At 71.7% G+C, this 21,182-nt stretch carries 20 protein-coding genes; 10 read left to right on the forward strand and 10 right to left on the reverse strand.

The window, feature by feature from the left end:
- Positions 1–25 precede the first annotated feature (25 nt).
- The 4 genes from ACFVX9_RS01265 to ACFVX9_RS01280 are packed head-to-tail and all read right to left on the reverse strand — an operon-like array spanning position 26 to position 4,552.
- A complete protein-coding gene (locus ACFVX9_RS01265) occupies positions 26–1,021 on the reverse strand; it encodes an NAD-dependent epimerase/dehydratase family protein (RefSeq protein WP_387979797.1) in 996 nt (331 codons plus the stop codon).
- A complete protein-coding gene (locus ACFVX9_RS01270; RefSeq protein WP_387979799.1) occupies positions 1,018–2,712 on the reverse strand; it encodes an AMP-binding protein in 1,695 nt (564 codons plus the stop codon). Before ACFVX9_RS01270 ends, ACFVX9_RS01265 begins: the two co-directional genes overlap by 4 nt.
- The gene (locus tag ACFVX9_RS01275; protein ID WP_387979801.1) at positions 2,709–3,674 is read right to left on the reverse strand and encodes a 3-oxoacyl-ACP synthase III family protein; all 966 of its coding nucleotides are present in this window, start codon (positions 3,672–3,674) and stop codon (positions 2,709–2,711) included. The genes ACFVX9_RS01270 and ACFVX9_RS01275 overlap by 4 nt, the downstream gene beginning before the upstream one ends.
- Before the next feature lie 53 nt (positions 3,675–3,727).
- Positions 3,728–4,552, reverse strand: coding sequence for an alpha/beta fold hydrolase (locus ACFVX9_RS01280; protein ID WP_380483020.1), 825 nt, complete (start codon positions 4,550–4,552; stop codon positions 3,728–3,730).
- A gap of 378 nt (positions 4,553–4,930) precedes the next feature.
- On the opposite strand from ACFVX9_RS01280, the gene ACFVX9_RS01285 reads away from it, so the two are divergent.
- Together ACFVX9_RS01285 and ACFVX9_RS01290 are read left to right on the forward strand one after the other, a co-directional pair.
- A complete protein-coding gene (locus ACFVX9_RS01285) occupies positions 4,931–5,605 on the forward strand; it encodes a hypothetical protein (protein ID WP_380483022.1) in 675 nt (224 codons plus the stop codon).
- 37 nt (positions 5,606–5,642) lie between these two features.
- Positions 5,643–6,332, forward strand: coding sequence for a hypothetical protein (locus ACFVX9_RS01290; protein WP_380369331.1), 690 nt, complete (start codon positions 5,643–5,645; stop codon positions 6,330–6,332).
- A gap of 108 nt (positions 6,333–6,440) precedes the next feature.
- On the opposite strand, the gene ACFVX9_RS01295 is transcribed toward ACFVX9_RS01290, so the two are convergent.
- Positions 6,441–7,457 carry a DUF4190 domain-containing protein gene (locus ACFVX9_RS01295; RefSeq protein WP_387979804.1) on the reverse strand — a complete coding sequence of 339 codons (1,017 nt, stop codon included), beginning with the start codon at positions 7,455–7,457 and terminating at the stop codon, positions 6,441–6,443.
- Between the two features lie 260 nt (positions 7,458–7,717).
- Between ACFVX9_RS01295 and ACFVX9_RS01300 the strand changes: the two genes are divergently transcribed.
- Positions 7,718–8,449 (forward strand): SDR family NAD(P)-dependent oxidoreductase, encoded by a 732-nt coding sequence (locus ACFVX9_RS01300; RefSeq protein WP_387979806.1) that lies wholly within the window; start codon positions 7,718–7,720, stop codon positions 8,447–8,449.
- A 261-nt stretch (positions 8,450–8,710) separates the two neighbouring features.
- On the opposite strand, the gene ACFVX9_RS01305 is transcribed toward ACFVX9_RS01300, so the two are convergent.
- Positions 8,711–9,838 carry an FAD-dependent oxidoreductase gene (locus ACFVX9_RS01305; protein ID WP_387979808.1) on the reverse strand — a complete coding sequence of 376 codons (1,128 nt, stop codon included), beginning with the start codon at positions 9,836–9,838 and terminating at the stop codon, positions 8,711–8,713.
- Between the two features lie 126 nt (positions 9,839–9,964).
- On the opposite strand from ACFVX9_RS01305, the gene ACFVX9_RS01310 reads away from it, so the two are divergent.
- Positions 9,965–10,558 carry a TetR/AcrR family transcriptional regulator gene (locus tag ACFVX9_RS01310; protein WP_387979810.1) on the forward strand — a complete coding sequence of 198 codons (594 nt, stop codon included), beginning with the start codon at positions 9,965–9,967 and terminating at the stop codon, positions 10,556–10,558.
- 23 nt (positions 10,559–10,581) lie between these two features.
- Here the strand turns inward: ACFVX9_RS01310 and ACFVX9_RS01315 are convergent, their stop codons facing one another.
- On the reverse strand, positions 10,582–11,973 hold the full coding sequence (locus ACFVX9_RS01315; RefSeq protein WP_387979812.1) for a sporulation protein: 1,392 nt from the start codon (positions 11,971–11,973) through the stop codon (positions 10,582–10,584).
- Positions 11,974–12,307: 334 nt separating this feature from the next.
- Here ACFVX9_RS01315 and ACFVX9_RS01320 point away from each other — a divergent pair, with 334 nt between their 5' ends.
- The 3 genes from ACFVX9_RS01320 to ACFVX9_RS01330 all read left to right on the forward strand — a co-directional run bounded on the left by ACFVX9_RS01320 (position 12,308) and on the right by ACFVX9_RS01330 (position 15,672).
- Positions 12,308–13,621: a UDP-glucose dehydrogenase family protein gene (locus ACFVX9_RS01320; protein ID WP_387979814.1), complete on the forward strand. Its 1,314-nt coding sequence runs from the start codon at positions 12,308–12,310 to the stop codon at positions 13,619–13,621.
- Between the two features lie 417 nt (positions 13,622–14,038).
- Entirely contained in the window at positions 14,039–15,322 is a 1,284-nt protein-coding gene (locus ACFVX9_RS01325; protein ID WP_387979816.1) for a glycosyltransferase 87 family protein, read from the forward strand.
- A gap of 167 nt (positions 15,323–15,489) precedes the next feature.
- The gene (locus ACFVX9_RS01330; protein WP_063352045.1) at positions 15,490–15,672 is read left to right on the forward strand and encodes a hypothetical protein; all 183 of its coding nucleotides are present in this window, start codon (positions 15,490–15,492) and stop codon (positions 15,670–15,672) included.
- Positions 15,673–15,674: 2 nt separating this feature from the next.
- Here ACFVX9_RS01330 and ACFVX9_RS01335 read toward each other — a convergent pair whose 3' ends face one another.
- Positions 15,675–16,307, reverse strand: coding sequence for a peptidase inhibitor family I36 protein (locus tag ACFVX9_RS01335; protein WP_387979818.1), 633 nt, complete (start codon positions 16,305–16,307; stop codon positions 15,675–15,677).
- A gap of 393 nt (positions 16,308–16,700) precedes the next feature.
- On the opposite strand from ACFVX9_RS01335, the gene ACFVX9_RS01340 reads away from it, so the two are divergent.
- The 3 genes from ACFVX9_RS01340 to ACFVX9_RS01350 all read left to right on the forward strand — a co-directional run bounded on the left by ACFVX9_RS01340 (position 16,701) and on the right by ACFVX9_RS01350 (position 19,103).
- On the forward strand, positions 16,701–17,834 hold the full coding sequence (locus ACFVX9_RS01340; RefSeq protein ID WP_380369357.1) for a DUF4185 domain-containing protein: 1,134 nt from the start codon (positions 16,701–16,703) through the stop codon (positions 17,832–17,834).
- A gap of 180 nt (positions 17,835–18,014) precedes the next feature.
- The gene (locus ACFVX9_RS01345) at positions 18,015–18,395 is read left to right on the forward strand and encodes a VOC family protein (RefSeq protein ID WP_363367504.1); all 381 of its coding nucleotides are present in this window, start codon (positions 18,015–18,017) and stop codon (positions 18,393–18,395) included.
- A gap of 153 nt (positions 18,396–18,548) precedes the next feature.
- Positions 18,549–19,103, forward strand: coding sequence for a hypothetical protein (locus ACFVX9_RS01350; RefSeq protein ID WP_380369361.1), 555 nt, complete (start codon positions 18,549–18,551; stop codon positions 19,101–19,103).
- A gap of 71 nt (positions 19,104–19,174) precedes the next feature.
- Here ACFVX9_RS01350 and ACFVX9_RS01355 read toward each other — a convergent pair whose 3' ends face one another.
- Both ACFVX9_RS01355 and ACFVX9_RS01360 read right to left on the reverse strand, forming a co-directional pair.
- Entirely contained in the window at positions 19,175–20,014 is an 840-nt protein-coding gene (locus ACFVX9_RS01355) for a hypothetical protein (protein ID WP_380483041.1), read from the reverse strand.
- 186 nt (positions 20,015–20,200) lie between these two features.
- Complete coding sequence (locus tag ACFVX9_RS01360; protein WP_380369477.1) at positions 20,201–20,992, reverse strand: nucleotidyltransferase domain-containing protein; 792 nt, start codon at positions 20,990–20,992, stop codon at positions 20,201–20,203.
- Between the last annotated feature and the right edge of the window lie 190 nt (positions 20,993–21,182).

Consider the following 21,182-nt stretch of genomic DNA (forward strand, 5'->3'; position numbering starts at 1 on the left):
CTTTCCGGAGTGTGAGGGGGCGGGCTCAGCCGCCGGTAGTGCGGTGGTGACGGGTCAGCTCGGCCATGGCCTGGTCGAACGTGGTGGGCGGCTCGAAGCCGAGGTCGCGCCGGGCCGACGTGAGGTCGAACCAGTGCGGCCGGGTGAGCTGGTGGAGCAGGAATCGGCTGAGGCCGTGGTCGGTGTGGCGGCGGAGCACCGTCGTGGTGGCGTCGGCCAGGACGGCGGCGGCCAGGGCGACGGGGTAGGGCACCGGGCGCCAGCTCGCGTGGCGTCCGGCTGCGGCGAGGAGCCTGGTCACCACCTCGCGCAGGGGCCGCGGTTCGCCCTGGGCGATGAAGTAGGCCTGCCCGGCCGCCGGGTGGCCCGGTCGCAGCCGGTCCAGCGCGAGCAGGTGGGCGTGGGCCGCGGTGGCGAGGTGGCAGGTGTCGACGAGGTTGGTGCCGCGGCCCGGCATCAGCAGTCGCCCGCCCTTGGTCGCCCGCAGCAGGGCGGGCAGGAAGTGCGGGTCGCCGGGCCCCCAGATCAGATGGGGGCGCAGCACCGTGGTCGCCAGGTCCGGGCCGTTGGCGGCGAGGACGGCCGCCTCGGCCTCGGCTTTGGTGCGGGGGTAGGCGGCCGAGTGGCGTCGGGGCCCGAGCAGGGACTCGTCCGCTCCCGTGACGCCCTCAGGGGTGAAGGCCACGCTCGCGGTGGAGGTATAGACCAGTTGGCGGATACCAAGGGCGCGGCAGGCGGTCAGGACGCGCCGGGTGCCGTCGACGTTGACCGCGCGGTACGGCTGCTCGGGCCCCCGGACCCCGGCCAGGGCCGCGTTGTGGATCACCGCCTCGCACCCGGCGAGGGCTCGCCGAACCGTATCCGGGGCGGCGATGTCGCCCAGGTGCTGACGGACCCCGAGCCGCTCCAGCTCCGGACTCCAGCGGCGGTTCAGTGAGACCGCCGCGTCGCCGCGCCCGGTGAGGCGGCGGCACAGCTCCAGACCGAGGAAGCCGCTGCCCCCGGTGACCAGGACCCTCATCGCCCGCCTCCCGGCACGCCGCCCGGGCGTCGTCGGCGCAGCCGGCGGCGGGCCCAGCGGGCGAGGCGGTCGCGGTCGACGCGCGAGTTGTGCCTCGGGTCGGTGGGCAGCCGGCGGTGGAGCAGGACGGTGGCGATCCGGTGGCCGCCCGGCACCGCCGACAGGGCGTGCCGAAGCCCCTGGAGGACGGCCGTCGCCGAGTTGGCCGCCGAGGGCGCCAACTCCACGCAAAGCACCGGCCGTTGACGGCCCGCGGGCCCGAGGCCGATCAGCGCGGTGCGGCCGATGCCGGGCACCGCGTCGGCGATCCGCTCGACCACCGCGGTGTCGAGCACGAACCCGGCTCCGTGCACCCGGTGCGCGGAGCGCCCGAGGAACCACAGCCGGCCGCTCCCGTCGAGCCAGCCGAGATCGCCGGTGCGGTGCAGCACGTCCTCGCCGGAGCCGACCTTGGCGGCCGCGTTCGCTCCCGGGCGGGCATGGTAGGCCAGGCTGACCTGCGGGCCACCGACCGCGATCTCCCCATAACCCCCTTGCGGCACAGGCCGGTTGTACGACACGGGGCCGACCGGCACCAGGACGTGGGCCGTGATGCCGGGCACCGGGCGGCCCAGGCAGACCCCGCGGTGGGCGTGCAGCGGTTCCGCGTGCGCGGCGGCCAGTTCGGTGCTGTCGATCACGCTGACCGGCAGGCACTCGGTGGCGCCGTACGCGCTGAGCAACGTCGCGTCCTCCGGCAGCGCCCGGCGCAGCGCACGCACCAGCCGTTCGGACGGCGGGGCGCCGAAGGAACAGACCAGCCGCACCGGGGCGAGCGACACACGACCGTGCTCGCACTCCCCGGCCAGGGCCCGCAGCACCGCCGGGGAGGCGCACACCACCGAGGCGAAGTGTTCGGTGACGGCTCGCGCCAGGTCGCTGCCCCGGGTGCGGGCCGGTCTGAGGTGGTTCACGGCCGGCACGACGGTGGTGGCGCCGGTGGCGGGCCCGAACAGGGCGAAGGGCAGGAACCCGGCGAGCAGCACCTCGCCCGGGCCCAGCCCCAGCAGCCCGGCGATCGAGCGGACCTGGGCGGCCAGCTGCCGGTGCTCGTACTCCACGCCCTTGGGCACTCCGGTGGAGCCGGAGGTGAAGGCGATCAGCGCGAGCGAGGCGGCGGGCGGCGGGCTCGGCCACGACGGCTCCGGCCGCTCCGTCTCCGGCTCCGGCTCCGGCCGACGCGCGCTCCGCGCACGCCACGCTCGGCCCGTGAGCAGCGAGACGGTGACGTGCGGGCGGGCCCAGCCGAGCAGCAGCCGGGCCAGCTGGGCGAGCGGGTCGCCGATGAACACCTCGGGCCGCGTCTCGTCCAGACAGGCCCGCAGCGCCGGACGGGGCAGCGCCGGGTCGATCAGCACCGGCACCGCACCGAGGGCGAGCAGCCCGTACACGGTGGTCACCAGGTCGTACGGGTCGCGGGCCATCACCACGGCCTTCTGCCCGGCGCCGACGCCCGCCTCGCGCAGTTCGCGGATGCGCGCCCGGCAGGCGGCCTCCAGCGTCGCGAAGTCGACGGTGTGCCAACGACCGCGCGGAGCGGGCCAGACGAGCGCGGTGCGGTCCGGCTGCAGGCCGGCCCAGCCGGCCAGGTGGGCGGCGAGCGTCTCCGGCCAGGCGTCCTGCTCCTTGGTCGCCCCGGGGACCGCGCTCACCACCGCAGGGCCATGACGCCGAGGCTGGTACCGCTGGCCAGGCCGAGGATCCCCACCAGGTCGCCTTCGTGCAGCCGGCCCTGCTCCTGCGCGAGTGCCAGCTGCAGCGGGATGGTGGCGGTGGCGACGTTGCCGTAGTGGGGGAAGGTGGGGATCACGGCCTCGGCGGGGATGCCCGCGGATGAGCAGAGGTCGCGGGTCATGGCCGCCGAGGGCTGGTGGACGCAGAACAGCGCGCAGTCGGCCACGGAATCGATCAGCTCGCCCGCGGCCTTGAAGGCCTGTTCCCGCAGCTCCGCGAAGGAGGCCGTCAACGCGGCGTCGTCGACGTCCAACTCGTGCATCCGGCCGGTGGCGTACGGGCTGCGCAGTACCGCACTCGGCCACGCGGCCGGGTTGGCGAAGAAGCGGCTGCCGAGGATACCGGGCCGTTCGCTCGCCTCCACCAGCACGGCCGCCCCCATGTCGCCCAGCGTGAGACTGGCCAGTGCCGATGCGAGCCGACCGCGGTCCGGAACGCGCCAGCGGGTGATCCGGCTGGGCACCTCCCCGGTGACCACCAGCACCCGCCGGTAGGAACCGAGCCTGATCAGCGCGTCCACGCTCTCCAACGCGCTGAGCACGCCGTTGCAGGCGTTCATCAGATCGAAGACCGGCGCCGTGACACCGAGTTTGGCGGCCACCACGTTCGCGGTCGCCGGCTCGTCGAGGTCCTTGGCGATCCCGGTGTAGACGAGCAGGTCGATCGCCTCGGGCGGGAGGCCGGCGTCGCGCAGGACGGCGGCACCCGCCCGGGCCGCCAGGTCCGAGGGCAGCTCCCCCGGCGCGGCCACGCACCGCTCGCGCAGCCCGAACATGTGCTCCAGCAGTCCCGCCGGCAGCGCGGCCCCGGGGCTCTGCCGGCGCAGTTCCTCCTCGATCTCGCGGGAACTCTGACGGGCCTCGGGGACATGGACCCGCACGAGACTGATCCTGCTGTGGGGCGAGGGCATGGGTACCTCTCCGTGATGGTTCGTCATCGCGTGGACAGGAAGCGCCGAAGCGGCCCGGTCAGGGACTCACCGGCGTCCTCCAGGACGAAGTGGCCCGCGTCGGCGAAGGCGTGCACCTCGGCGTGCGGGAGCCTGCGCCGCCACTCCCGCAGGACGAGCGGGGTGAACACCGGGTCGCGCAGGCCCCAGCCGATGAACACCGGCAGCCCGGCGAGGTCGGCGCTGTCGCCGCCGGGATCGACCAGGGACCAGGCGGGGTCCTCGCCAGCGCGCGGAATCTGCCGCAGGAAGTCCCGCACCGCGCGGCGCTGCCACGCGCTGCGGTACGGCCGCAGGTAGGCGGAGCGGACTTCGGCGGGCAGCGGCCGGACCACCCCGACCCGCAGCGCCGCCCGGGGGAAGACGTTCAGCAGGTGCGCCGCCTCGCCGAGCGGCCGGACGTCGCGCAGCAGGGCCAGCGATCGCGGCAGTCGGTAGCCCTCGGGCCAGCGGAAACCCACGCTGTTCAGCACGACCAGCTTCGTGACCAACCCGGGGTGCCGCCTCGCCCAGGCCAGGCCGATCGGCCCTCCCCAGTCGTGTACCGCCAGGGTCCAGCCCGCCGACGGCGCCCGACGCTGCTCGATCAGGTGGGCCGCCAGCGCGTCGAGGTGCTCCAGCCGCTCCGCGAGCGGGATCGGACCGGCACCGGTCCTGCGCTGGGAGAGCCCCATGCCCAACTGGTCCGGCACGATGCAGCGGAAGTCCCCGGCCAGCGCGGCGATCAGACGCCGCCACAGATATCCCCACGTCGGGTTTCCGTGCAGCATGAGCACGACGTCGCCGGATCCGTGGTCGACGTAGTGCAATCCGGATTCCTCCTCGCGCCACCAGTGCTCCCTACCCGGAAAGCCGGGCAGGAGGGGTCGACTGGGCAGCATGGGGTTCTCCCCTTGTCCGTCGGGCGGCCCGACGGGCCAGCGCTGAAAAGGTCTGCCGCAGAACGTAACCCGACGCCGAGGGAAGACCTGGCAAGCACGCGCCGGTATCCCCCGACTGCCCGATAGCAAAGATTGTTCACGATCTTCAGTAGCAAAAAGACAACGCTGGAGGAGTTCGACCGTGCGCTGCGACAGTCGGATCAATATCGCACCGTAAAGGCGAATCCAGCCCCGCTCGGATCGCACGGAGCCCCACTGGTGGTGATTCTGACATCAGCAGTTCGTACCTAAACAAAGGAGAGCATTATGGGAGCTCGACCCACCGTCCCAGGCACACCGTCCGGGCCGCACACCAGAAAACTCTCGGTCCGGCGGTGGCGTCTCGCGACCGTCCCGCTCGCCCTGGTCGCCACAGCCGCCGGTGCCGGCCTGCTCTTCCAGCAGGCCACCCCCACCCCGGCCGCCGCCAGCGAGTCCACCGGCCACCGCGACACGCTCCTGACCAAGCTCACCTGCTCCGGGCAGGCCGTCGGCAGCAGCAGCGCGCCGATCACGAACACCCCCGCAACCGTGTCCCTCTCCTGGGTCGGCACGTTCGACGAGTGTTTCGCCGAGAACGGCGGGCCCACGAACGTCCTGTCGGCGACGTTGACCTTCGCCGGCACCGGCACGCTCTCGTGTTCCTCCCCCAGTACGTTCAGCGGCACCGAGACCATCACCTGGTACAGCGGACTGAACCAGACCGGCAGCGTCGTCGGAACCTCCACCGTGACCACCAACGGCGCACAGGACGTCGAAGGCGACCCCGCGCGCGGGGACATCCTCAACTCGAGCGACGGCACGGTGTCCCTCGGCAGCAAGGTCCTGCCGCTCGCCGGCGTCCTCGCCACCTTCGAGCCCACCAGCGACATCAGCCACTGCTCCAACGGCCTGAGCAGCCTCACCGCGAAGCACGACGCCCAGTTCTCCAGCCTCCTCTGACCCCCTCAGCCGCCCGACTTCACAGAACAGGAACACCATGCCTTCGCACTCCTGGGACTCCGACCCCGTGCCGACGCGGGAAGCAGCGCCGTCCAGGCCCCGCCGGTGGCGCCTGGCCGCCGTCCCGCTCGCCCTGGCCGCCGTGGCCGCCACCTCGGCCGTGCTCCTCCAGCAGCCCGCCCCCGCCTCGGCCGCCGACACCCCGGCCGTGACCGACGGGGCCAACGGGGTCGCCGAAACCCGGGCCAACCCCCTGCTCCGGCTCATGTGCTCCGCGGAGGGTACGGTCAACAGCACCCAGCCGATCACGGACACCCCCGCTGCGGTCGACCTGTCCATGAACAACGGCGCCATCGACAGGTGCCTGACGAAGAACGGCGGCCCCGCCCTGTCCGCCGGATCGGTCTCCGTCACCGGGTCGGCGACCCTCGCCTGCAAGCAGATCGGCCAGCTCACCGGCACCATCGTCGTCGACTGGGTCGACGCGAACGGCAACCCGGCCGGCACCTCCACCATCAACACCTCGGGCATGCAACGCGTCGAGGGCGACCCCTCGAAGAACCAGATCGCCAACAGCCTCAACGGCACGGTCTCCCTCGACAGCACCGTCCTGCCCGGCGCCACCGTCACCGGCACCCTCTACCCGGGGGCCGACATCACGGACTGCGACAGCGGGACCATCAGCAGCCTCCCGGGAAGTCGAATGGTCATGCGCTTCAACCTCTGAGGCTCCCTCGACACTTGGCCGGGGCGCGGCACGTGCCGCGCCCCGGCCTCGGACGATCCGGGTCCGAGACCTCGCCCCACCCTGATCTCCGGCGGGAGCGGCCCCGGGTCAGCTCGGGGAGCCGGACCAGATGACGTCCTTGCGCAGCCGCCCGAGACCGTAGTCGAACTGGGCGGAGAACCGGTCGGCCGCGCTGCCCGGCAGGGCGTACGCCGTCAGACCGGTGGCCTCCTCGCCCGGGGCCAGCGAGCCCTTGAGGATCTTCATCCGTCCGCTTCCGTCGATCAGTGTGAAGACGAGGTTGCCCTTGGCGTCCCTGATGGTGGGCAGCCCCGAACCGCTGAGCGAGACGTCCTCCGACCCGGTGTTGACGACGGTGATCCTCACCTGGATGACCTTGGCGTTCCTGGGGGTGTCCGACCCGCTGTCACTCGGAACGTACGGCGTCGGCGCGGCCATCGTGACCTTCAGCCCGTCCCCGTACGTGTAGGACTGACCGAACGACAGGCGCCGGGCCCGCTCGTCCGCGGCCGCCGTCTCCTGCTCGGCCTCGACCCTCTTCCGCTCGGCCTCGATCCGCTCCCGCTCCTTCGCCACCCGCTCGTTGGCGGCCCGGGTCGCGGCATCGGCGCGGGCGCGAGCGGCGTTCTCCTCCGCTCGCCGCTCGTCGTTGGCCGCCTGCACCCGCGTCACGACGAACACCCCGGCGCCGACCGAGACCAGCAGGCCAGTGATGCCCAGGATCACGCCCGCGAGCGCCATCGCCCGGTTGGTCGCCAGGCCCTTGCGGACGTAGCCCAGCCCGATGGCGCCGAAGACCACGGCGAGCAGGGCCGGCAGCCAGGACAGCCAGAAGAAGATGACGGCCAGGCTGAGGACGCCACCGACGATCCCGAGCACCATGGCCGCGGTGCCCAGGCCGTTGCGGGGCTGCGGCGCCGGCATCGGGTACGCGTACGGCGGCCAGTACGGGACGTTCGGAGCCGCGGCAGGGGGTGCGGCAGCGGTGGCGGCGGGCGCCGTGGCCTCGCCCTGACCCTGACCCGGGCTCGGCGCCGCCCATGCGTTGGTGTCGGCCGGCTCCTCGGCGGACCGCGGGCTGTCGGGCGGGGCAGGAACGGTCATGCAAAATCCTTCAGGCACTTGAGATGATGAGCGGCTGTTCAGCCTCGACGCCAAAGGATCTCCTGATCCCCCGACGACAGCGACCCGATTTCCGCGAAGCGACCACCACCCCAGGCCGGACCCGCACGTCGACACCCCGGGACGGGACACCGACGGGGTCGGCGGGTGATCAACATACAGGTGCCCGGTGACAGCTCCGACGTCGCGGTGCAAGCTCAAGCGAGCAACTGTTCAAGCCACCTGAAAGGGGAACACCCGCCATGGCCATCAGGACCGCACTCGTCACCGGGACCAGCCGCCCGGCCGGACTCGGCTTCGCCGTCGCCCGCGAGCTCGCCGGACAGGGCTACCACGTCGTCCTCACCGCCCGCGACCACTCCACGGCAGAGCCGCTGGCCGACCGACTGCGCCGGGACGGGCACGCGGCCACCGCCCTGCGCCTGGACCTGTCCGACCCCGTCAGCATGCACGAAGCGGCCGACCACCTCACCCAGGCCTTCGGCCACCTCGACGTCCTGGTCAACAACGCCAGCGCCATGCCCGACTTCCAGGTCCTGTCCGCGATGGAGGCCGACATGGATGCGGTGCGCACCGCACTGGAAGTCACCGTGATCGGCCCGTGGGCCCTGACCCAGGCGATGCTGCCGCTGCTGACCGCCGCGCCCGCAGCCCGGATCGTGAACGTCTCAAGCCTGTCCGCCCAGCAGATCGCCACCGGCCTCGACCTCGGCGCGGCGCTGCGCGCCCCGGCCTACTCGATGGCCAAGTACATGCTCAACGCCCTGACCACGGTGCTCGCCCGGGACCTGGCGCACACCCCGATCCTGGTCAACGCCGTCGACCCCGGCAACACCGCCACCCACCCCGAACGCGGCGACGACGCAACCGACCGCCCTGCCGCCGAAAGTGCCCGCGACATCGTCCGAGCCGCCACCCTCGACGCCGACGGGCCCACCGGACAGCTGTTCGGCAACGGACGACCCGTTGCCTGACACCACGTTCAGACCGCGCCCACGGTGGACTCTCCGCGCCGGGCGACAACGTGCACCCAATCCCCGGCCTCAGTCGCTTCAGTCCCTGTCGCCGCCCTGACCTGCGTACATACGCAGCGACCAAAGCGACCAAAGGGACCGGACAGCCCGGACAGCCCGTGGAAGCCGACAGTCGCTCGACCCGCCCTGGACGACTCCAGCCGCGAGTGCCCGAACACCAGGTCCCTGAGCGAAGGCAGTCAGAGCCCGAGTGGAGTCGGGTCAGGGGGCCGTCGAGGGAACGAGGTGGTCGAGTCCCTGTGCGCTGCCCGTCGCGGCCTCGATCGAGCGCGGCAGCATGATGCTCTCGTAGGCGCGGACGGCGTCGTCGACGCCGGGTTCGGTGGCGAGGGCGTGGGCGAGGTCGGAGCCGTCGAGCATGGCGAGATTGGCGCCCAGTCCGACCGGGGGCATCAGGTGCGCGGCATCGCCGAGCAGCGTGACGCCGGGAACGCGCTGCCAGGTGTGCGGGGCGGGCAGGACGAACAGGGGCCGGCTGACGAACCCGCTGTCGCTGTTGCGCAGGACGTAGCGCAGGCTCTCGTCCCAGCCGTCGAACGTCCTCAGCAGGTGTGTCCGCACGGCCCGCTGGTCGCCGAGGTCGATACCGGCGGCCGTGTGCCAGTCCTCCGGCACGCGCAGCGCTATGTAGGCGCGGATGTGGCCGTTGCTGTTGCGCTGGGCGACCAGGGACCTGCCGGCGCCCTTCGCCAGCATCGAACCGTTGCCGACCAGCCGCGCGAGGTCGGGGTGGCGGGTGTCGCAGTGGTCGAATCCGGTCTCGACGAAGGTGACACCGGTGTAGCGGGGTACGGCGGGCGACAGGGCCGGGCGGACGCGCGACCAGGCGCCGTCGGCGCCGACCACCAGGTCGAAGTCCTCGGCGGTGCCGTCACCGAAGCGCAGCCGGCAGGTGCCGTCCGTCAGCGGGGTGACCCCGCTGACGGCGCGGTCCCATCGCACCGTGCCCTCGGCGATCGAGTCCAGGAGCAGGCCGCGCAGTTGACCGCGGTCGATCTCCGGCCGGCCACCGTCGGCGGAAGGCCCCTGCTGCGCCAGGAGCGCGGCGGTGGCGAAGTCGAGCACGCGCCATGCGTCTCCTTCGGGGCGGGCGAGGGCGTGGAACCGGTCGAGGAGCCCCGCCGCGCGCAGGGCGGCCTGGCCGGTGTCGGCGTGCAGGTCGAGGGTGCCGCCCTGCGGGCGGGCGTCGGCGGATGCCTCGCGCTCGAAGACGGTGACGGAGCGACCGTGCTGCTGCAGGACCCGGGCGCAGGTGAGGCCGCCGAGACCGGCGCCGACGATCGCGATGCGGGGATCGCGGGGGTCGCGGAGATTGCGGGCAGAGTTCATGGGAGTACCCCTCGGGGAGGTGGGTGGGCCGCTGGGAGGCCTGACATCACCAAGAAAGCACACTCGCTAAATAAGCGCAACGACTAAACTTTTGCAGCGGATGCACTTCGCCGATATGGTGGGCACGTGACCGAACCGACCGGGCGCCGCGAGCGCAAGAAGGCCCAGACCCGCCAGTCCCTGGCCGACGCCGCACTCGACCTCTTCCTCGAACACGGCTACGACCAGGTCGGCGTCAAGGACGTCGCCGAGGCCGCCGACGTCTCGGTGACCACCCTGTTCAAGCACTTCTCCGGCAAGGAAGCCCTGGTCTTCGACCAGGAGGACGACATCGAAGCAGCACTCGTCGCCGCCGTACGCGAACGCACCCCCGGCACGTCGATCCCGCAGGCGCTGCGCGAGCACCTCCTGCTGACGCAGACCCAGTTCGCCGTCCACACCGCGGACCCGCGGTTCGCCGACTTCACGCGCATGGTGCAGGAGACCCCCGCACTGCGCGACTACGCCCACCGCATGTGGACGCGCCACGAAACCGCCCTGGCCCGAGCCATCGCCGAGGCCGTAGCCGCCCCCGAGGACGACGTCAGCTGCGCCGCCCTCGCCCGTTTCGCCCTTGAGAGCCGCAGCCTCATCCTGCGGCACCCTGAACCGCGCCGAGCCGCCGACGAGGCCTTCGCCCTGCTCGAACACGGCTGGGCAGCCTCCCACCCGGGTATCTGACCCGGCCGGCGCTGCCTCTCGCCCTACGCCGCGACGCCGAGTTCCTTGCCGGTCCGCCGGAGGAACTCGACGACCCGCGGCTCGCGGCGCCACGGGGTGAGCGCGGTGTTGAACTCGCGGACGTAGTCCTTGGCCCGGCTGGACTGGACGCGGGCGAGGATGTCGACGGCCTGGCGGCCGAGCGCGAGGCCCTGGTCCAGCTCCTTGCTCTGGAGGTGCGCGGTTCCGACGATGGCCAGCCGCATCCCCACCGAGCGGGTGAACACCCCGGGCGCCATGGCGGCGGCCTGCGCGTTCCACGCGAGGGCGGCCTCGGGGTTCTTCAGGTCGCGGAAGATCTCGGCGGCGTCGGCCGAGAGCCGGGCGTGGTGGTAGAAGTCGATCCACGCCGGCTCCTCGGCGCCGTCGTGGGCTTGGTCGAGCAGGCTCTCGGAGGCGGCGAGCGCGGCGGAGGCGGCCCGGGCGTCGTCGTCCCGGGCGTGGGCCCGGGCCTCGATGAGCTTGGTGAACGCGAGCACCCTGGGGGCTGCCCGGCCCCTGGCCCGCTCGAAGGCGCCCTGGGCCATGTCGATGGCCTCGCTCGCGAATCCCCTCAGCAGAGTTTGCATGGCCATCGTGGTCAGGACATAGCAGCCGAGCTGGACGTCGCCGCCGGCCCGGGCCAGGCGGAGAGCCTGGATGAAGTGCCGTTGAGCGACGTCGTGTCGGCCGACGTCGAAGGCCGTCCAGCCTGCCAGGCGGGACAACTCGGCCGTCGCGGAGAACAGTTGCCGTCCGACCTCGTCGCTGAAGGAGCCGTTCAGGAGCGGGACCGCGCGTTCCCGGAGGCAGGCGGTGACGGAGTTGGCCTTCCAGTTCCCGCCGCCGTACTTGGAGTCCCAGCGCCGGGCGTCGTCGGCGGCGTCCCGCAGTTCGGCGAGGTCGGCGGCGCCGACCCGGCCGCGGCCGCGGTGGGCGGCGGTGTCGTCGGCGGGGGTGACCAGCCAGCGGGTGACCGGGGTGGTGAACGCGGAGACGGCGAAGCCCGCACCGGTGAGGAAGTCTCGGCGGTTCACGCTGCTCCAGAACGAAGTGGCCGTACGCACGGCCTCGGCGGGGTCCCTCGGGAAATCCCACCCCATCGCGGCGTCCGGTGTCCCGGCATCGGCCATACCGATCTCGCCGAGTCCCACGGGCCGGCCGAGCCGCTCCCCGATCGCCCGGGCCAGCAGCTTCGGCACGGGCCAGTCCGGCACCATGCCGCGCGTCGTCCAGTTCGCAACGGACGTGTGCGTATAGGTCGTGGTCAGCCCGGCTTCGTGGGCGAGCTGGTTCACCCGGTGGGCCAGCGATTTGCGGCTGGCGCCCTCGCACTTGTCGATCATCCGGGCCAGCGCGTCGTTCGGCGGCTTGGTCCGGCGGGTGGTCGACGCCACGGCGTCCCCCTCAATCGGTCCCCGCACGGGCGCGGGGAAGTCGTACGCGGCCAGGCACGAGACGTCGCAGGTCCGGCACCCGAGGCCTGATCGCCGAGGGTATGACATCCGTCGCTCACGGTGAATCGGATGCACGATTTGTGAGCCCCCTTGCGAGCCCTGTCCGCACCGACTGCCAGGCGGTTGCCTGGTGTTCGGGCCTCCGCCGGGGCCTGCGGAAACCTCCTCCCGGCGGGGCCACCACCGATTCACGCGCAGGGGTGACACCCGGATGCGCGGAATCGCAGGACCGGCCGGCGCGGACGCCGCCCGCCCCCTTCGGAAGGACACGTTCGTGAAGCTCACCGTGATCGGCTGCGGCTACCTCGGCGCGACCCACGCCGCCGCGATGGCCGAGCTCGGCCACCAGGTCCTCGGCATGGACACCGACGCCGACAAGGTCGACGCGCTGAACAAGGGCCAGGCCCCGTTCGTCGAGCGCGGCCTGGACGACCTGCTCGCCAAGCACACCGCCACCGGGCGGCTCCGTTTCACCGCCTCCTACGCGGAGGCCGCCGACTTCGCCGACGTCCACTTCCTGGGCGTCGGCACCCCGCAGCGGGACGGCAGCGGCGCCTACGACCTCACCCACCTCCACACCGCCGTCCGGTGCCTGGCCCCCCGGCTCGGCGACGGCGCGGTGATCATCGGCAAATCGACCGTCCCGGTCGGCACGGTCACGGGGCTGCGGCAGACCCTGGACGAGCACCTCCGCGCCGGGGTCAGCGTCGGCCTGGCCTGGTCGCCGGAGTTCCTGCGCGAGTCGTTCGCCCTCCTGGACACCCTGGAGCCGAACCGGATCGTGCTCGGCATCGAGGACGGCGACACCGGCAGCGAGGCCGCCTTCCGGCGGGTCTACGCCGACATCCTGGCCGCCGGCTCCCCGCTGATCGTCACCGGCATCGCGACGGCCGAGCTGATCAAGGGCGCCGCGAACGCCTTCCTCGCCACCAAGATCTCCTTCATCAACGCGATGGCCGAGCTCTGCGAGCTGACCGGCGCCGACGTCCGGCAGATCGTCCTCGCCCTGGGCCACGACCACCGGATCGGCGCCGAGGGCATGCGGCCCGGCCTCGGGTTCGGCGGCGGCTGCCTGCCCAAGGACCTGGCCGGGTTCACCTACCGCGCCGAAGAACTCGGCGCCGACACCGGCCTGCTCCGCCAGGTCGCGGCGATCAACCGGCGCCGGCGCGAGCACACCGTCGACCTCGCCCGCGAAGCCCTCGGCAACGCCGTGACCGGCAAGCGGATCGCGGTCTGGGGCGCCGCGTTCAAGGCCCACACCGACGACATCCGCGACTCCCCGGCCCTGGCCGTCGCCGACGCCCTCCGGCGGGCCGGCGCCGAGGTCACCGTCCACGACCCCGCCGCCGTGGACAACGCCCGCAGGGCCTACCCCCGGCTCGGCTACGCCGACGACCCCACCCAGGCCGTCACCGGCGCCGAACTGCTGCTGCACCTGACCGACTGGCCCCAGTACTCCGACGCCGACCCGGCCGACCTCGCCCGGCACATCGCCGTCCCCCGGGTCATCGACGCCCGCGGCACCCTCGACGCCGCTCGCTGGCGCGCGGCCGGCTGGACCTTCCGCGCCCTCGGCCGCCCCTGATACGCACGGAGTCCCGGCAGCCACGTCGATCCCGTCCGGCTCCGCGCCTGCCCCACCCCTGCGGTTGCCCCCGGGGCCGGCGTCGTCCGCGCCGCCCGGGTCTGCCCTTCTCCGTGCCCTGACGGGTCCGGGGCCACCAGAGTGCCGGTGGACCCGGGCGCCTATGATCGGCCGGGGGCGGATCCGCCCGTTCGCGCACCACCTGCCGGATACCACCGTCGGGGCCGGCCCACCGGAACGGATCACGGGAACGGGCCACGGGGGCGGATCGAGGGGTGGGGCACGGAGGGCTTTCCGGTCCGGCTGCCGCCCTGCGGACGGGGCTCCCCCACGGAGGGCCGCGGTACCGGCCTCGCCGTCCGACCCACGGCACGCACCCCGGCCGGCCCACCGCACCGCCGACCCGAATGGAGACCGATGTCCGAGATAACCGCCGAGGAGCCGCGTCAGAGCACGGCCGACCCGACGGTCCTGATTCTGGCCGCGATGGCGGCGGTGATGGCCGCGCTCTCGGTCCGCATCCTGATGCTGGACAACGAGTCGACGGACTTCTACTACTTCCTCGGGCCCTGGTACCAGTACATCGCGAACAACGGCGGGTTCCACGCTCTCAGCGGCACCGGCTTCTCGGACTACAACGTCCCCTACCTGTACCTGATGGCCGCGCTCACCTACCTTCCGGTGGCCGCGCTCACGGGTATCAAGTGCATCTCGATCCTGTTCGACCTGGCGCTGGCGTACTACACGTTCCGCATCGTCTCCCTGCGGTCGCCGCAGCAGCCCTGGCGGGCCCTCGGCGCGGCGGTGATCGTCCTCTTCCTCCCCACCGTCGTGACCAACAGCGGCTGGTGGGGCCAGGCCGACGCGATCTTCACGACCTTCCTGGTCGGCGGCGTCTACCACATCCTGCGCGACCGGCCCTGGTGGGCCTGCTCGTTCTTCGGGATCGCGCTGGCGTTCAAGCTCCAGGCGATCTTCCTGTTCCCGCTCCTGCTCGTCCTGGTGCTGGCGCGACGGATCCCGTGGCGAAGCCTGCTGGCCCTTCCGGCGGTGTACGTGGCGCTCGACATCCCCGCCGTCCTGCTCGGCTCCGACCCGTGGCAGCTGCTGACGGTGTACGCCCGGCAGCCGGACACGTACAAGGACCTCACGCTCAACGCGCCGTCGGTCTACCAGTTCGTCTCGGTGCCGTACGAGGAGCAGGACCCCGTACGGCACGCAGGTGTGCTGGTCGCGGGCGCGCTGGTGCTGGTGCTGATCGGGCTGGCGGTCTGGGCCATCCGCCGCGCCGGCGGGGCGGCGGCCCTGAAGAACGGACCGACAGTACGGGAGGGACGGGCCAAGCTCACCGACACGGGGCTCCTGCTGCTGGCCGCCGTCTTCGCGATCGCGGTGCCGTTCCTGCTGCCGTCCATGCACGAGCGCTACTTCTACGTGGCGGACGTGATCAGCGTGATCATCGCCTTCCAACTGCCCCGGCGGCTCTGGTACGTGCCGGTCCTGGTCCAGCTGTCGTCCTTCGGCAGTTACCTCAAGTTCATCGCCCCCAGCGTGTCACCGTACCTGTCCATGCCGGCCAACGGCGTGCTGATGCTGCTGGCGCTGATAGTCGTACTCCGGGCCACCATCGGGGAGTTCCGGCGCTCGTGGACTCCGGGCGATCTCGAACCGGCCCCGGAGGCGGCGGCGCTGACCGCGTAGGTTCGCCGAAGCGCCCGGTCACGCGCCTTCGGGCATTGGCCTTCCTCCCCGGCGGAGGCTCCCGCGGAATGATGGGCCCCTCTCGCGTCAAGCGTGGTTGACGCGAGAGGGGCCCATCGTGCCGTGGCGGCACGGGAGTTGACCACGAGCGCTCTACCCTTGGGTTCATGAAGCAGCAGTACGTCACCATGGCCCTCGCAGGCCTCCTGATCGGAATCCTCGCGTTCGGCGCCGGCTGGTACACGGCCCGTGCCCGGGAGACCGCTCCGGCCCCGACCTACATCACGGTCACGCCGGAGCCGGTCACCGCGGGCACGATCTCCCCTCCCGCCTCGGCCGGTGCCCGGTAGGGCTACTGACGAACCGCCCAGAAACGGTCGGCCGCGTTGTCGAAGCCGACCGACGCGGACAGGGACTCCGGCGGCTCCTTCCAGAGCATCTGCCACTGGCCGTCGCCCGGGTCGTTGTCCACGATCACCTCCAGGCCGCGGGCGGTGTTGACCCAGCTACTGGTCTGGTCGCGGAACCCGTAGTCGGCGAAGTACACCGGCTTGTCCTCGTGGAAGAGGTTGAACTGCAGCCTCCTGCCACCCCAGTTCTTGTCCGCGTAGAAGCAGTAGTAGGAGGGTTCGCTGGTCGGGGCCGGGCACTTCTTCCAGTCCGCGCCCCTGGCGGACCGACGGCGGTGGTCCCCGCTCCACGGCGGAGCCTGCGTCTCCCCGGGCAGCGGCAGGACCACCACCGCCCCGTCCGGATAGGTGATCTCGTTGGCAGCGGTCTGCTTACCGTTCTTGCTCGCGGCGAGTTGGGCGTCCACCGCCTGCTGCAGCAGGTCGCGGTCACCGCGGGCCAGGATTCTGATGGCGGGCCTGGCGTCCTCACCCGTACTGGGTGCGGCTGCGGCCCGCGCCCCAAGGGGCGCAGCCAGGAGCACGAAGGCCACGACCCCACGAACGAGGAGACTGCGGACTCGAGAGTGCGTCATATTCCAACGGTAGCGATACGCATACGATATGTGATGCTCGCGTCTCGATCAGGGGGCGTGAGACGGCATGCACGCGCTGATCGATCGAAACCTGCGCCCGGGAGAGCCCCTGCTGCTCGCCGTGTTCGTCCGGACTCGTCCGGGCTCGGGTCACGGGGCGGCCGGTGGTCGGTGGGCCGCCCGGCTGCGGACATTCGGCCCTATCTCACCTCGGCCGGTCCACGTCCGGATGCGGAACTTCCGTGTGGCATAGCCAATTTGGGTGAAGGTTTGCCCACCGATCGACGGCAGGGCGACGGGGCGCCGTAGCCTCGGTGGCGACCCGTCGCCGCCGAGGTGCGCGATCCGTTCGGTGCCACGGGAATTCGTCGACTCGGAAAGGCCAGCGACAGAATGACACTCTCATCGGGCTCATCGGGCGGGAACGACGCGACGACCGGCGGGCCCTCCCGCCGCAGGGTCCTCAAGATCGGCATCGGCGTCGCCGTGGGGGCGGGGGCCATCGGCTCGGGCGCCCCCGCGGCGGTCGCCGGCGGTCCGAACGACCCTCCGAGCCCGACGATCGCGACCAAGGTGAAGAACCTCAGCGGCCCGGTCGAGACCGGGCCGTTCGCCTCGCCGTGGACCGACCTCGGCATCCCGGTGCTGTGTCCGGACGGCACGATGCTCTTCGTCTGCGGCGACACCTTCGACGGCGCCCAGGTGGGCGCAGCCGACTGGCGCGCCCCGGTCGGCCTGCGCTCCAGCAGCGCCGACCTGAACAACCTGCGCATCGACGGCAGCGTCGGCGGCAGCCACGCCAACAGCCTGGTCGACGAGCCGCACAACCCGGTCGGTGACAAGGCCACGACGGCGATCCCGTCCGACGTGTTCGTCGTCGACGGCGTGATGTACATGCACCTCATGCGCGGCGTCATCTACGACACCCACCACACCGACTTCTGGCGCTCCACCGACAACGGTGAGACCTGGCAGTACCTGTGCCAGTGGCCGGGCGACCTGTACGGCGGCCAGTTCCAGCAGAAGACGTACGCCGTGGCCGACGACGGCTACTGCTACGTCCTGTCCACGGTCTTCAACCGCGACGTGGAATCGGGAATGCTACTGCACCGGGTACGAAAGGAGAGCCTCGGCAATCCGGACGCCTACGAGCCGTGGGGCTACGCCGACGGCGGCTGGCGGTGGAACGCGCCCGCCCCGACGACCGTCTTCGGCACCCGCAAGTGGGGCGAGATGTGCTTCCGCGCCATGGACGGCAAGTACGTCCTCACGTGGCTGAACATGGACCAGCTGTCGATCAGGGCAATGGTCTTCGCCCTCCCGACCTCGGACCTGACCACGACGCTGGAACAGGCCATGATCCTCCCCTGCGCCCCGGGCCAGGAAGTCGCCAACCTCGTCGCCAGCCCGTACGGCGGTTTCGTCATCCCCGGCTCGACGTTCGGCAACTTCCACATCGTCGTCAGCCAGTGGTACGACCCGACGAACTACCGGATCATGCAGTACCGGATCAACATGCTGTCCTGAGCCCGCACCAGCTTCGGGCCCGATGCCGCCGACCCCGCGTCGGGCCCGCAGCGGCCCGGAAAACATGTCGACCGTGCTCGCCCCGTCCGGTACGGTCGCGGGGTTGTTTCGCCGCCGGGAGCCCGTGCCGTTCGCGTGTGGTCTCCCCGGCGGTTCCCCGGCTGAGAGCAGGTACTCGTCATGGCGTGTCGTATCGGTGAGCTGGTGCTCGGTTGCCGCGACCCCGAGGTGCTGGCGCGGTTCTGGTGCGAGGTCCTGGACTTCGTCGTACTCGGTCGCGAGGACGACGGCTCGATGGAGATCGGGCCGCGCGAAGGATTCGGCGGTGCGCAGCCGACGATCTTCCTCAGCCGCCGGGACGAGCCGGAGCCGGGCAAGTCCCGGCTGCACATCGACGTGAACGCCACCGACCGCGATCAGGACGCCGAGCTCGAACGCCTTCTGGCGCTCGGCGCCCGCCCGGCCGACATCGGCCAGACCGGGCAGGAGCAGTGGCATGTCCTGACCGACCCCGAAGGCAATGAGTTCTGCCTGCTCAAGGCCCGCATCGACCCGCTCTGACGCCGATCGGCCACGCCTCGGCGCCAGGTTCCGGGCACCCGGGGTCTGCCGCGAAGTCCGATGCGGCGGAGGTGCCTTGATCGGTCGCGAATCTGACGCGGCGAAAGTCTTGTGCAGAGACGTTCAACCGAGAAGGCCAGGGAGGACGAACCCGTGAAACGTGCGCCGGTGAAGGTGAAGCAGCGAGCGGGCGGCGCCCGGATTCTGCTGTTGATTCCCGCCGCGGCGCTGCTCGCCTCGGCCTGTGCGTCCGCAGCGGAGAACAGCGCCGCCGGGCAAGGTGAGGGCCGCCGCCCGACCGCCGTCGCGACGACCCCGGCGGAGGTGCGGACGGACGTCGAACCGTTGAAGCGCCACTTCCCGCAGCTGGGTGAGCTGTCCGCGACGAAGTGGGTCGGCCGGGTGCTGACGAAGAACTCCGTGCCGGAGATCCCCGGTCCGACCGACGTGAGCCTGGACGGGGTGGCGAAGCTCGATCCGGCGACGCTGACGGCGATCACGGGCAGCGGGACGTGGCGGGAGGGCGGCATCGGATGCGGTGTCCCGCAGGAGATAGCCGCCGAGGTCGGGGACACGATGGCGTGGCTCCACAGTGAGGCCTTCGACAAGTCGGTCACGCGGGCCCAGTACACAGGGAGCTTCTACTTCGACAGGCAGACCAACCGCGTGTACTTCTGCACGGTGAACCCGAAGGACCGAACCAGCTGATTCCCGCCGTCCGGCGGTTCGCTGCTCGCCCGATGGCGCGGGGCCGGGGTCCGATGGCCCCGCGCGATCGGCTAACGGGAGAAGTGGGCCTTGACGCTCACGGCCGGTCCACCCGAGTATTTCTGAACGGCCGTCCTTGCGTCTCCAGACACAGCCACGGAAACGGTGCCTGCGGGAGGAACGGTGATCAGCCCGCCGATCGGGACCACTTCAATCGCCTGCTGGGGCGTTCCGGCCGGTGTCTGGTTGTAGACCAGGTAGACGATCCGGACCGATACGGCCGCGTTGTTCGGGTTCTTCACGATGACCTGGTCGAATGCGTCGAACTTGGTCAGCTGCTGGCCTGCGGAATCCGCCGGCTCGGCCTCGACCGCGGACGCGTCCGCCGGAAGGTCCGCCGCGGCGAGTTCTTTGACGGTCACTCTGACATTGGCGACCCGTTGGGCGTCAGCCCCGTGGAAGGCCAGGACGTCGTAGCCACCGCCGGGCTGGATGACGAGACTGCCTCGGTCACTCCCGTACGCCGTGGTGACCTGCACGTCGGGCAGATCGTTACCGCTGCCGTCCACTGCCGTGATCGTCAGAGTGGGCGCCGCGCTGGCCTGCCCGTCGTTGTCGATGGACAGCGTCTGATCGATGTACTCATGTTTGCCCAGCGCGTGGTAACTGAAGGACAGTGATGTGGCTGTCGGGCCTGGTGCAGCGGCAGGTGTGGCGGGAGTTGCGGCAGTCGGCGCCGCATCGGTCGCGCTACTTGCTTGGGACGGCCCCTTCGCGGGGGTCGTGGAGGCACCACTCGGGTCGCAGCCGGTCAACGCGGCGACACCGAGGACGATGCCTACAACCGTCCGGATCCGGAGGGCGGAGGTGCCCCGCCTGCTCCGAACGAAAGATCGATCAATCCTTGACATTTGCCGGAGACTAGCGCAAGCGGAGGACACGGAGGCTCCGCTCTTCGCTCCCGACTCGGCGGGACGGCAGCAGCCGCGCCCGCAGACGTGAGTTCTCCGCACTGTTTGGCGCTGCCCCAGCGATGTCGAACACCGGTGAGCCGACGAGCCGCCAGCGAACGAGCGCCCGGCTCAAGGTGTGTGCTGCTACTCGGTGCGGTTCCGGAGCGCGGCGAGGGTCTCCTCGACCAGCTCCCGTGCCTCGGCCACTGTGGCCGCCAGCAGTTCGGCGCTCTCTCCGAGCGCCCCCAACAGGCCGCGGACTCGCGGGCCGAAGCCGGTTGGCGCGCCCGGGAGTGTCTCGGCGACGGCCAGCGCGCCCTTCTCGTTGAGGCACCAGCGCCGGTCCTCGGCGAACATCGCTTGCACCAGCACGCCGACGGCCCGGGACAGGCAGAGCGAGACGTACAACGTGTCCGCCCGTGCCGCGCCCTTCGCTGCGGCGCCGACCAGGAATTCCGCCTCCCAGGCTCCCGCCGTCAAGGCCTCTCGCAACGGCTCGGGGTAGGTCGCGGCCTTCTGCTGAAGGTCCGTCAGCTCGCGGGCGGGGTCGGCCAGGACCTGGCCGAGCGCCACCTCGCCCGCGTAGCAGGGCGACCAGAAGCCGAGGGGATGCCCGGCCTGCACGCCGACTTCGTACCGGCCCTCGCGGCAGTCCGTCCACACCTGCTCGACCCGGTCCATGTCCCGCAGGATCCAGTCCACCGCCACGCCGTCGACCTGCAGCCACGCGCCGCCGTTCACCCACGGCCCCCAGCCGCCCGGGCCGGCCACCTCCACCTCGGGGCCGGCCAGCGCGCGCAACGCGGCGAGATCGAGCCCGCCACGGTAGTAGACGCCGAGGTCCCAGTCCGAATCCGGCCGGTGCTCTCCGCGGGCCCGGCTGCCGCCGAGCATGACTCCGACGACGCCCGGCACCGCGGCCAGGCGGTTGGCCATCTCCTCGATGATCGCTCGCACGGAGCGAGTCTGGCAGTCACCCCTGCGTCGGGCCAGCCGTTTCCGCCGGCGGTCGCCGGATGCGGGGGCTTCGAGGGCGGGTGTGTGCCGGAGCCGGTGGCCAGCTCCCGTACCAAAGCCCCCGCCCCACCGGAAAATTGGCCAAAGGGGGGGAGGCAAGCCCGGTGGC

Source organism: Kitasatospora sp. NPDC058243, assembly GCF_042882025.1.
In the GTDB taxonomy this organism is placed as follows: Bacteria; Actinomycetota; Actinomycetes; order Streptomycetales; family Streptomycetaceae; genus Kitasatospora.

What these genes read in the sequence shown, in the direction of transcription:
- ACFVX9_RS01355 (WP_380483041.1), bottom strand. Translation starts at nt 20,014, where the DNA reads ATGTCAAGGATTGATCGATCTTTCGTTCGGAGCAGGCGGGGCACCTCC.
- ACFVX9_RS01345 (WP_363367504.1), top strand. Translation starts at nt 18,015, where the DNA reads ATGGCGTGTCGTATCGGTGAGCTGGTGCTCGGTTGCCGCGACCCCGAG.
- ACFVX9_RS01290 (WP_380369331.1), top strand. Translation starts at nt 5,643, where the DNA reads ATGCCTTCGCACTCCTGGGACTCCGACCCCGTGCCGACGCGGGAAGCA.
- ACFVX9_RS01265 (WP_387979797.1), bottom strand. Translation starts at nt 1,021, where the DNA reads ATGAGGGTCCTGGTCACCGGGGGCAGCGGCTTCCTCGGTCTGGAGCTG.
- ACFVX9_RS01295 (WP_387979804.1), bottom strand. Translation starts at nt 7,457, where the DNA reads ATGACCGTTCCTGCCCCGCCCGACAGCCCGCGGTCCGCCGAGGAGCCG.
- ACFVX9_RS01300 (WP_387979806.1), top strand. Translation starts at nt 7,718, where the DNA reads ATGGCCATCAGGACCGCACTCGTCACCGGGACCAGCCGCCCGGCCGGA.
- ACFVX9_RS01305 (WP_387979808.1), bottom strand. Translation starts at nt 9,838, where the DNA reads ATGAACTCTGCCCGCAATCTCCGCGACCCCCGCGATCCCCGCATCGCG.
- ACFVX9_RS01360 (WP_380369477.1), bottom strand. Translation starts at nt 20,992, where the DNA reads ATGGCCAACCGCCTGGCCGCGGTGCCGGGCGTCGTCGGAGTCATGCTC.
- ACFVX9_RS01325 (WP_387979816.1), top strand. Translation starts at nt 14,039, where the DNA reads ATGTCCGAGATAACCGCCGAGGAGCCGCGTCAGAGCACGGCCGACCCG.
- ACFVX9_RS01285 (WP_380483022.1), top strand. Translation starts at nt 4,931, where the DNA reads ATGGGAGCTCGACCCACCGTCCCAGGCACACCGTCCGGGCCGCACACC.
- ACFVX9_RS01340 (WP_380369357.1), top strand. Translation starts at nt 16,701, where the DNA reads ATGACACTCTCATCGGGCTCATCGGGCGGGAACGACGCGACGACCGGC.
- ACFVX9_RS01330 (WP_063352045.1), top strand. Translation starts at nt 15,490, where the DNA reads ATGAAGCAGCAGTACGTCACCATGGCCCTCGCAGGCCTCCTGATCGGA.
- ACFVX9_RS01335 (WP_387979818.1), bottom strand. Translation starts at nt 16,307, where the DNA reads ATGACGCACTCTCGAGTCCGCAGTCTCCTCGTTCGTGGGGTCGTGGCC.